This window comes from Microcystis sp. T1-4, from assembly GCF_000297435.1.
GTDB lineage: Bacteria > Cyanobacteriota > Cyanobacteriia > Cyanobacteriales > Microcystaceae > Microcystis.
In genome coordinates, this window is the sequence record NZ_CAIP01000181.1 from 1 (window position 1) to 10,199 (window position 10,199).

Sequence of the window (10,199 nt, forward strand, 5' to 3'; positions counted from 1 at the left end):
TATATGTGAAAGACCCGGAATTGACATTAGCCATAGCGGGACCATTCATAGCATCGTATACGAAATAATAATGATCACCCATCCCCATCAGCGCAACATCATCCACCGCCTCGGCCCCAATGGTACCCGAGACGAACGTAACTTTTTTGTCCCCTTCAATAAGAGGAGTTCCGCTCGTCCAATCCGCCCAACTTAACATCGCGGCACTGGCACTGGTAGCGGTAAGCACTGCGCCGGCGAGAACCCCAATGGCTAGAGAGCCAGAAGCAAAAGTTTTGGTTAATTTGTTGGTTGTCATCATAACTGAATCATCCAGCGTTAATTGTGTGTACTATAGCCATAAAAAGAGGTTAAACAATCGTTAAGCTTGCTGATACCCTTTTATTTGACCTAACACAATTATAGCGAAACTCTTCAACAAAAAACAAATGTTTTAGAACAGGGTGAGCGCATCTCAAATGCTATTGACCATTGGACTATTTTGTTATTTGCTTGCTGTGTGGGCATTTCAAGTGATACCAGTCAATCAAAATAGTTAGTAATTCTTAATATTTGGTCGATTTTTGCTTAACAATTGAGATGGCAAATTCTCCTCAAATATTCCTGAATCCCCCTCTGGGTAAGCAACTCACATAAATCAAGTTCATTTTGTTAAGGATTGTTAAGATGCGCTTCGCTTACCCTGTGTTTTAGAAAATTATTTTTCGACAATACCTATATATTTTTGTCCAATTTACAGCAGTTCTCCCCGAATATAATTACCCAAAAGTTTATAAATATACCCAAGCTTTTTGGTGAAAGTTGGACAAATAAACAGGCTCTACTTAAAAAAAATCTCTCAATTCGTTACAAAACTTAATCAAGAGAGGTACAATATATAAAACTTAACAGTTTTGACAGTCAAAACTGTAGTTCGATGGCAATCAACTCCCTAACGGGGAAAACGGGGGGAAGGCAATTCATCCCCACAGCAAGGTCTTTTTAGTCCCCTAAAAATGTCACCCCAAAACCCCCGGACAAACTCAGGTTTTAGAAAGACCAAAAATCCCGTTTAATATCTCTATCTAAAGAGGTATGACTAATTTTCCTAAATCATCTATAGTTGCTGGTGTAGGGCAATGGCAGTATAAAAGTGGACAACTGACTGTCTAAAGTTGGACGATTCTCTCTCGAGAAATTTCTTTAATTAAAACTGGGTTAAGTTAAGTAGTCGGACATAAATTCTGTTCTCTATCTTAAGAAATGTAAATTGCCGCAATTCTTACTGACTCCTGACTTGAAAGTGGCAAGTGGCAAGTGGCAAGTGGCAAGTGGGGAGAATACACAAAAGCTGTCTCCTGTCTCCTGTCTCGGAGTCTCCTGACTCCTGACTCCCAGCCCCACCAACAAACTTTTTCAGCAAACCCTACTTAAAAGCTTATTATATGAATACCCTCATCACTATTCGAGAAGCCTCGGATTTGCTCGGAGTTAGCATTAAAACCCTCCGGCGCTGGGAACAACAGGGTAAAATTGCCTCAATTCGTACCCGCGGCGGTCATCGCCGATTTCGACCGGAAGATCTCTTACAATCTGGTCAGGCAACCCCATTGATTATTGGCTATGCTCGTGTTAATCGACCGGAACAAAAACCACAATTAGACACCCAAATAAAAGCGTTAGAATCCTTTTGTCGTCAGCAGGGTCAACCCTTTGAAATTCTCACCGATATCGGCAACGGAGTCAGCCACAATCACCCTAATTTTATGCGTCTAGTGGCGATGATTTGTCAGGGTGAGGTGAAATGTCTAGTTTTAACCCATGCGGAAACTGTCAGTCGCTTTTGTCATGATTTTATTTTGGGTTTGTGCAGTCTCTTGAATGTCCAAGTCATTATCCTCAATCAACCCCATGAATCCATTGCAGACGCGGATTTAGTCGAGGATATCCAATCCCTCGTCACCATCTGTTACAATAGTCTCTACCCAATACATGACCAGGCTCATCAGCAATTACTAGAACACCTAGGGGCGCTTAAGAATATCCGTGTGGGTTAAAATTACCCTTGCCGTGGGTTTCTCATCCCTCTTTTTAGTTGTCTGATGCCGCCTCTACTGTTCCCCGAACACTGGCCAAAAATAGTAATATTTTAGATGATAAAGAGAATATGAGCCCCCCTTGCCCCCCTTAAAAAAGGGGGGAAAACCAGGAAAGTTCCGTTTTCCAAGCTGGATTGAGGGGGATCAAATTGGCTGACGGCTATAATCACTCCCCATTGACGGCAAATGAAACTAGAAACCACGGCGATTAAACGGATTCTCGATGCTAACCTTGACCGCGCCAGAGAAGGACTGCGAATTATCGAAGAATGGTGTCGTTTTGGCTTAGATAATCCCGATTTAGCCCAAGAATGTAAAGAAATGCGCCATCAATTAGCTAGTTGGCACTCGATCGATCTTAAACTACATCGGGACACGGCCGGCGATATCGGCAGGGATTTAAGCCATCCCAGGGAAGAAATCCGGGAGACTGTCGAGGGACTGCTGCAGGCAAATCTGGCTCGCGTGCAGGAGGCCTTAAGGGTTTTAGAAGAATACGGTAAAATCTATGATCTGGAGCTAGGGATAGCCTGTAAACAGCTGCGCTATCGGGTTTATCAGCTAGAGAGTAAACTATTAATCTCTCCACCTCTGGAAAAACTGAAAGCCTCTCCTCTCTATCTAGTCACTTCTCCTGCCGAAAATCTCTTAGAAATCGTCGAATTAGCCCTAAAAGGGGGGTTAAAATTGGTGCAGTACCGCCATAAAACCGCCGCTGATACCATTCGTTTAGAAGAAGCTGCTAAACTCTGTGAGTTATGCCACCGTTACGATGCTTTGTTTATTATGAACGATCGCGTCGATATTGCTCAGGCCATTCATGCCGATGGTGTTCATCTCGGCCAACAGGATGTACCGGTTTCCCTAGCGCGGCAATTTCTCGGCCCAACGGCAATTATCGGCAGGTCGACCACTAATCCCCAAGAGATGGCCAAAGCAATCCAAGAAAAGGCCGATTATGTGGGAGTCGGTCCTGTTTATGCCACCCCCACCAAAGCCGGAAAAACCCCGGCAGGATTGGAATATGTCCGTTATGCGCGGGAAAATTGCCCTTTACCCTGGTTTGCGATCGGTGGTATTGATAGTAGTAACATTAAAGAGGTTTTAGAGGCAGGAGCGCAACAGGTAGCTGTAGTCCGGGCCATCATGGAAGCGCAGCACCCCGATGTGGTGACACAAGAATTATTAACCCAATTAAAGTAGGGTGTGGGGTGTGGGAATTATGAATTATGAATTATGAAGTGGGGTGTGGGGTGTGGGGAGGGGGAATTATGAATTATGAATTATGAAGTGGGGTGTAGGGTGTGGGGAGGGGGAATTATGAATTATGAATTATGAATTATGAAGTGGGGTGTAGGGTGTAGGGTGTAGGGTGTAGGGTGTGGGGTGTGGGGTGTGGGGAGAAAAAAGCTGTCTCCTGTCTCCTGAATACTCCGATTAATTCATTTGTTCGTATCCAAATCCATGTCAGAAATAACCTTGCAAATTAACGGCAAAACTCAAACCTGTTTACCCGCAACTAAACTACCGCAAATGTTAGAAAATTTGGGCATGAATCCTCGGTTAGTGGCAGTGGAATATAACGGGGAAATCCTCCATCGTCAGTATTGGGAAAACACGGAAATCAAGGAGGGGGATAAATTAGAAATTGTTACTATTGTCGGGGGGGGATAAAATAATCAACAATCGACACTTGAGGGAAAAAACTTGTTAGTTATCGGTTTAATGAGTGGCACATCGGTGGATGGTATCGATACCGCTTTAGTGGAGATTAGCGGTACAGTGGAATCTCCACAGGTGCAGTTCTTAGCAGGGGAAACCTACCCCTATTCCCCCCGATTACGAGAGACAATTTTACAAGTCTGTGGGGGAGAAAAGCTATCTATTGAAGCTTTAGCCAGCTTAGATGATGATATAGCCGCAGAATTCGCCCAAGCCGCTTTAAATATCCAAAAAGAAGCCCCAAAAGCCCAATTAATCGGCAGTCACGGTCAAACCGTTTTTCATCGACCCCCCGAAAACGATCGCCTCGGTTACACGGTACAATTAGGACGGGGAGCAGCGATCGCAAAAATCACCAGTATTCCCACCATTAGTAATTTTCGCGCTGCCGATATCGCCCAAGCTGGTCACGGTGCGCCCCTAGTGCCGAAAATTGACGCTTATCTGCTTTCTCACCCCACCAAAACCCGCTGCGTCCAAAATATCGGCGGTATTGCCAATTTAACCTATCTACCCCCCCGACAAAGGGAAAATTGGCAGCAAAAAATTTTCGGTTGGGATACTGGCCCCGGCAATGTCCTTATCGATTTGGCCGTACAATTTTTGAGCCAAGGCCAACAAACCTACGACCATAACGGTCAATGGTCGGCCCAGGGTCAACCCTGCTCCGAATTAGTTCATAAATGGCTACAGGAGCCTTATTTTCAACAATATCCCCCTAAATCCACCGGCAGAGAGTTATTTAGCCCCGCCTATCTAGCCCAATTGCACCGGGATGCCCAAGCTTATTGCCTCAGTCATGCCGACTGGTTGGCCAGTTTAACCGATTTAACCGCCATTTCGATCGCTCACAGCTATCAAACCTTTTTGCCGGAAATGCCCGCGGAAGTGCTGCTCTGCGGTGGTGGCGCTCGTAATGCCTACCTGCGCCAACGACTCTTAGCACATTTGGGGTCAAATGTCAAGCTTTTGACCACTGATGAGGTAGGATTAAATAGCGATTTTAAAGAAGCGATCGCTTTTGCCCTCTTGGCCTATTGGCGCTGGCACGATTTCCCCGGTAATTTACCGCAAGTCACGGGGGCAAAAGCAGCGGTTTTATTAGGAGAAATTTATCTATGAGCAGCATATATGAAATATTTTCAACAATTCAACGCCAAAGGGTCAGCGATGGGCAAATAGTGCCAATTTTAAGCGATTGTACTGATTACAAACGTCTTTTAATTCTTGTTTGGCCGCAATTGGGAGATTTTGACAGTCTCGAATACGCTTGGTGGTTAGAAAAAGAGGCAGCCCTTTGGCAAAATGCCGGGATATCCATTCGTGCCATCGGTATCGGCGATCGCAATTCGGGCTTAAAATTCTCTGAATATACGAAATTTCGGCAAGATTGGCTTTTTGTTGACCCCAAAGCTGAATTACATAATTTATTAGGACTGTATCGCGGTTTATCGTTAAAATTACCCAGATTTTCTCCTGGGCAAAATGCCTGGTTAAATCTAATTTTGATGTGTGCGGGTCTGGGTAGTCCGGGGACTCTGGCCGAAGTGCTGCGGGGTTATCTTGGCGATCGCAAAGCTCCCCAATTAATTGCCGAGGAGGAAACAATGCAAGCGCGGCCTTTACCACCTTTCCGGGGTTCCCTATTCAATCTTGCCGGGGGTGAAGGTTTTCAGCGACCTTTTGAATTAGCCACCCTGAGACTCCGTAATATGGGTCAAGTTTTGGGCAATTGGTCAACATATATCCCCGATAGTAGTTATCTCACCCAACGAGGAGGGACTTTTTTATTTGATAGTCAAGGAAATTTACTCTATGAGCATCGCGATCGAGCTATTTTGGGCTTTGCTGAGAATATGAGTTATCCCCTCGCTTTTTTGCGGGATTAAGCTTTTTTCTTCTGCATCTCACCCACTCCCAACTTTTGCCTTTTACCTTTTCTAGCTGATAGCTAAAAAAATTTAATGTTATCCGACTACTTAATTACCTAAAGATTGATGAAATTATTTGACGATTGATCCACAACTATCGGGGGTTATTTACCCAAGAGATAAGTAAATATTATTTTAAGTTTATTTAAAGATGTCATTACTAATGCTAAGTTGAGCCTGGTGAATTTTCCCGTAGTATCAAAAAGGAAACTGATTCGACCCGTTCAGTTTAAACGGGGAGAAAAGGCATTTTGAGACTGCCGTTTTCACTAGATTAATTAAGAGGAAAAACCTATGGCAACTTATAAAGTCACCCTGAAAACACCCGGTGGCGAGCAGACAATTGATGTTCCCGATGATGAATATATTCTCGATATAGCAGAAGAAAAAGGATTAGCTCTACCCTCTTCTTGCCGTGCTGGTGCTTGCTCTAGTTGCGCTGGTAAAATCGAATCTGGTAGCGTTAATCAGTCCGAACAATCCTTCTTAGATGCCGATCAAATTGAAGCGGGTTATGTCCTCACCTGTGTGGCCTATCCGACTTCTGACTGTGTGATCGTCACCCACAAAGAAGAAGATTTGTACTAATTTAACTCAATATTTGGGGGTTAGATACTCCAACAATGCAACAGGAATAAAGCGGGAACTGTAAGAGCGACAGTTCTCGCTTTATTTGTATTTTGGCTCTTGACTCGACAGTGAGATACAGCCCAAAAATTAATCCTGCCAGAGGTTTCCTACAAATTTATAATTATATAGTAGTATAGTTATAAAGCTATGTAAGGGGAGTCAGAGATCATGCTATTCCGTCAGATGTTCGATCCCGAAACCAGCACTTATACTTATTTGATTGCCGATCCCGTCAGCAAGGAAGCGGTATTAGTGGATCCAGTGCGGGAACAGGTGGAAAGGGATGATCGGCAATTACGGGAGCTAGGATTAACGCTAAAATATTGTTTAGAAACCCATATTCACGCCGATCACGTCACAGGAACTGGAAAATTAAGGCAAATCACAGGCTGTCAGGGTATAGTTCCCGAAAATGCTCAAGTAGCCTGTGCCGATCGCCATCTGGCGGGTGGAGAGGAATTGTTACTAGGAAATATCACCATCAAAGCGATTGCTACTCCTGGCCACACCGATAGTCATCTAGCCTATTTAGTCAATAACAGTCATATTTTGACAGGAGATGCCCTATTTATCCGGGGTTGTGGTCGTACCGACTTCCAAAGCGGCGATGCTGGTACTCTCTTTGATTCAGTCACGCAAAAACTTTTCACTCTTCCCGATAGTACCCTAGTTTATCCCGGCCACGACTATCGCGGTTTAACTGTCTCCACCATTGCCGAAGAAAAACAATACAATCCCCGTTTTGTCGGACGTAACCGCAGACAATTTATCGAGTTTATGAACAGTCTTAATTTACCAGATCCCAAAAAGATCATGGAGGCGGTTCCCGCTAACCAAGGCTGCGGCAATTTAGGAGTTGTTTTAACTTAAATATCCATTCAGGAGATTAACGATGACCCATACCACAAATCAAGCAAAATTACTAGAATTTGATGCCCATACTTTAAAAAACTTAATTGAGCGCCGAGAAGTTTGCTTAATCGACGTGCGAGAACCGGGGGAGTACGCCAGCGATCGCATTCCAGGGGCCAAATTAGTACCACTTTCCAGTTTTAACCCTAATTCGATCGCTTTTGACCCCAATCAAACCCTAGTTCTCTATTGTAATTCCGGCAGCAGATCCACTGTAGCGGCACAAAAACTGATTGCGGCAGGATTTAGCCAAGTTGCCCAGCTAAAAAACGGCTTAAATACTTGGAAAAGTGCGGGTTATGCTACAGAAAAAGACCAAAATGCGCCAATTAGCCTATTTCGTCAGGTGCAGATCGTCGCTGGTTCCTTAGTAGTCCTCGGAACAGTATTAGGAGCCTTTCTCTCGCCTTGGTTCCTGATTTTAAGCGGTTTTGTCGGTTCTGGTCTAGTTTTTGCGGGGATTAGTAATACCTGTGCTTTAGCTATGCTTCTGGCTAAACTTCCCTACAATCAACCCCATCAGTAAGCAGTAAGCAGTAATCAGTAATCAGTAACCAGTAAATAATAAAATATGATTTCCTGATAACTGATAACAAGAGAAGAATCTAAAACCTAAGATGTACTTAGTTTCTAGCCTTCTTTTTAGGTAGGAGAATTGTCAGATTCTTTACTTGGGGCCTGTTGCCTTCAGAAACTGATAACTGATAACTGATCACTGATCACTGATAACTGATAACTGAAATGACTTGGTTAATTGGACATTTATTAGCCGTTTGTACGGGGATTAGTCTGGGATTGTTAGGAGGAGGAGGTTCTGTACTAGCATTACCGATTCTAGTCTATGTGATGGGAGTACCGACCAAATCGGCGATCGCTATGACGCTTCTAGTCATTGGTAGTGTTAGCTTACTTGGCACGATTCCCCACTGGAAAAAAGGCAACATTAACTTAAAAACCGCTTTTATCTTCGGTTCTGCCACGATGATAGGGGCTTTTTTGGGAGCAAGATTAGCCACATTACCCTTCGTCACTGCCACCTTCCAGATGCTCCTGTTTGCGACACTAATGCTCCTAGCGGCAGCCTTTATGATTAGTAGATCAACACAGATAGATAATCCTGATTATAAAGCCCGCGATCGGCAAAAAAATCTGACTCTCTACCCCCAACCAGTCTGCCGATATTGCTGGCTCTGGTTAATGAGCGAAGGAATCGCTGTGGGTGTCCTGACGGGATTAGTTGGGGTTGGGGGAGGCTTCGCTATCGTTCCCGCACTGGTATTATTCGGCAAAATCCCCATGGTTCAAGCGATCGCCACTTCCCTGCTGATTATTTTCCTCAATTCTGTAGCCGGATTATTGGGCTATTTAGGTCATATTAGCGTCGATTGGCAGTTAACCCTATCTTTTGCTTTTGCGGCTGCCCTCGGTACTCTTATCGGTTCCTATCTGGGACATTTTGTGTCCGCAAAACAGTTACAAAAAGGTTTTGGTTATTTTCTCTTAGCGATCGCAACTTTAGTTTTAATTCAAAATCGTCACATCCTGCACAATTTCCTGACTCCGAAAGGCAATTCTATCATCCCGGCGGAAAAGGTGAGATTTATTCAGCCAACCCTACTTAAGACTGATAACTGATCACTGATAACTGATTATCGGCCCACTTCAGCGAAAATCTCGGCTAGAATCTCTCCAGCACCAGCCTCGCGCACTTTATGGGCTAAATCTCGTCCTAAGACTTCCCCATGGCTAGGATCACCGCTAACCGAGTCCTTAATCAGGCGCTTACCGTCGAGACTAGCCACCATACCCGTTAAAGTTAGGATACCATCCTCGATCGCCGTATTCACTCCGATGGGAACCTGACAACCCCCCTGCAACTCCCGTAAAAAAGCGCGTTCAGCATAGCATCTATCGCGACTAGGGGCGTGTTCCAACACTTTTAGGACTTGCAAAACCTCCGCATCTCCATCGCGGCATTCTATCCCTAAAGCCCCCTGTCCCACCGCATGGAGAGAAATTTCCGCCGGAATAACCTGATGAACTCGATCGCCTAATCCTAACCTTTCCAGTCCCGCTACTGCCAGAATAATCCCGTCGTATTCTCCCGCGTCCAGTTTGGCCAGACGGGTGTTAACATTGCCGCGCACATCTTTAAAAGTCAGATGGGGATAATGGTAACGCAACTGGGCCAATCGCCGCAGGGAAGAAGTCCCCACCACCGCACCTGCCGGTAAACTGTCTAATTGATAGTCTTGGTTTTGGCTATTTACCACCAAAGCATCGGCCGGATTAACTCTTTCCGTGACGCAACCCAAGATTAAACCTTCGGGCAAATTAGTGGGCAGATCCTTGAGAGAATGGACAGCAAGATCGATCGATCTATCCAACATTCCCAGTTCTAATTCTTTGGTAAATAAACCCTTATCACCGATTTTCGCCAGGGCCACATCGAGAATTTTATCGCCTTGGGTACTCATCGTCTCCACCTCAAACTGTCGATGGGGGTGGTGTTTACTCAATTCTGCCTGTACCCAATAGGTTTGTACTAGGGCTAACTGACTTTTACGCGAACCGATACGCAGGGAACGAGGAGGACTAGAAACGGACATATCTGAACTAGGAATTTAAGTAAACATCTATCTGACTGCTCGATCTAGACTATCCTGATCTCACCCCTGTTGAGTAATCACTTTCTCGGTTAGGCATAAATAGTTACATCTCTTAATATTTTTAGGCAAATAGGGTGAGGGTAATTACCCATTTCTCCTTTTCTGGGAGAGGGGAGTAGGGTGAGCGGTTAATACCATTTTTCTTTATTCTTGGCAGCTATCTTACCCCCCCTTGCCCCCCCGACGTCGGGGGGGTTGGGGGGGTGGGGGTGAGCGGTTAACCATCTGTTTTTTGGACTGCCAAAAAAGCCGAAAAG

General features: G+C 44.8%; 10 protein-coding genes and 1 pseudogene. 9 read left to right on the plus strand and 2 right to left on the minus strand.

Annotated features, from left to right (window positions below):
• Positions 1-301 (minus strand): annotated as a pseudogene (locus tag MICAI_RS11125) (PEP-CTERM sorting domain-containing protein); the annotation flags it as partial.
• Between the two features lie 1,123 nt (positions 302-1,424).
• Between MICAI_RS11125 and MICAI_RS11130 the strand changes: the two are divergent.
• The 9 genes from MICAI_RS11130 (at position 1,425) to MICAI_RS11170 (ending at position 8,908) form a co-directional block, all read left to right on the plus strand.
• Complete coding sequence (locus MICAI_RS11130) at positions 1,425-2,036, plus strand: IS607 family transposase (protein ID WP_008201712.1); 612 nt, start codon at positions 1,425-1,427, stop codon at positions 2,034-2,036.
• Between the two features lie 228 nt (positions 2,037-2,264).
• Entirely contained in the window at positions 2,265-3,281 is a 1,017-nt protein-coding gene (locus MICAI_RS11135; RefSeq protein ID WP_008201714.1) for a thiamine phosphate synthase, read from the plus strand.
• A 261-nt stretch (positions 3,282-3,542) separates the two neighbouring features.
• Positions 3,543-3,752, plus strand: a complete 210-nt coding sequence (gene thiS / locus MICAI_RS11140) for a sulfur carrier protein ThiS (RefSeq protein ID WP_002751314.1) — start codon at positions 3,543-3,545, stop codon at positions 3,750-3,752.
• Positions 3,753-3,785: 33 nt separating this feature from the next.
• Complete coding sequence (locus MICAI_RS11145) at positions 3,786-4,922, plus strand: anhydro-N-acetylmuramic acid kinase (protein ID WP_008201719.1); 1,137 nt, start codon at positions 3,786-3,788, stop codon at positions 4,920-4,922.
• On the plus strand, positions 4,919-5,689 hold the full coding sequence (locus tag MICAI_RS11150; protein WP_008201721.1) for a peroxiredoxin-like family protein: 771 nt from the start codon (positions 4,919-4,921) through the stop codon (positions 5,687-5,689). Before MICAI_RS11145 ends, MICAI_RS11150 begins: the two co-directional genes overlap by 4 nt.
• Positions 5,690-6,025: 336 nt before the next feature.
• Positions 6,026-6,319 carry a ferredoxin gene (locus tag MICAI_RS11155; protein ID WP_008201722.1) on the plus strand — a complete coding sequence of 98 codons (294 nt, stop codon included), beginning with the start codon at positions 6,026-6,028 and terminating at the stop codon, positions 6,317-6,319.
• A 210-nt stretch (positions 6,320-6,529) separates the two neighbouring features.
• Positions 6,530-7,231 carry an MBL fold metallo-hydrolase gene (locus MICAI_RS11160; RefSeq protein ID WP_008201725.1) on the plus strand — a complete coding sequence of 234 codons (702 nt, stop codon included), beginning with the start codon at positions 6,530-6,532 and terminating at the stop codon, positions 7,229-7,231.
• A gap of 22 nt (positions 7,232-7,253) precedes the next feature.
• Positions 7,254-7,799: a rhodanese-like domain-containing protein gene (locus MICAI_RS11165; protein WP_008201726.1), complete on the plus strand. Its 546-nt coding sequence runs from the start codon at positions 7,254-7,256 to the stop codon at positions 7,797-7,799.
• Between the two features lie 215 nt (positions 7,800-8,014).
• Positions 8,015-8,908, plus strand: coding sequence for a sulfite exporter TauE/SafE family protein (locus MICAI_RS11170; protein ID WP_008201728.1), 894 nt, complete (start codon positions 8,015-8,017; stop codon positions 8,906-8,908).
• Positions 8,909-8,922: 14 nt separating this feature from the next.
• On the opposite strand, the gene hemC is transcribed toward MICAI_RS11170, so the two are convergent.
• A complete protein-coding gene (gene hemC / locus MICAI_RS11175; protein WP_004163774.1) occupies positions 8,923-9,882 on the minus strand; it encodes a hydroxymethylbilane synthase in 960 nt (319 codons plus the stop codon).
• Between the last annotated feature and the right edge of the window lie 317 nt (positions 9,883-10,199).

Excerpts from the sequence above, each read along its gene's own strand:
- MICAI_RS11170 (WP_008201728.1), top strand. The coding sequence starts at position 8,015 with ATGACTTGGTTAATTGGACATTTATTAGCCGTTTGTACGGGGATTAGT.
- MICAI_RS11155 (WP_008201722.1), top strand. The coding sequence starts at position 6,026 with ATGGCAACTTATAAAGTCACCCTGAAAACACCCGGTGGCGAGCAGACA.
- hemC (WP_004163774.1), bottom strand. The coding sequence starts at position 9,882 with ATGTCCGTTTCTAGTCCTCCTCGTTCCCTGCGTATCGGTTCGCGTAAA.
- MICAI_RS11160 (WP_008201725.1), top strand. The coding sequence starts at position 6,530 with ATGCTATTCCGTCAGATGTTCGATCCCGAAACCAGCACTTATACTTAT.
- MICAI_RS11165 (WP_008201726.1), top strand. The coding sequence starts at position 7,254 with ATGACCCATACCACAAATCAAGCAAAATTACTAGAATTTGATGCCCAT.
- MICAI_RS11130 (WP_008201712.1), top strand. The coding sequence starts at position 1,425 with ATGAATACCCTCATCACTATTCGAGAAGCCTCGGATTTGCTCGGAGTT.
- MICAI_RS11150 (WP_008201721.1), top strand. The coding sequence starts at position 4,919 with ATGAGCAGCATATATGAAATATTTTCAACAATTCAACGCCAAAGGGTC.
- MICAI_RS11135 (WP_008201714.1), top strand. The coding sequence starts at position 2,265 with ATGAAACTAGAAACCACGGCGATTAAACGGATTCTCGATGCTAACCTT.
- thiS (WP_002751314.1), top strand. The coding sequence starts at position 3,543 with ATGTCAGAAATAACCTTGCAAATTAACGGCAAAACTCAAACCTGTTTA.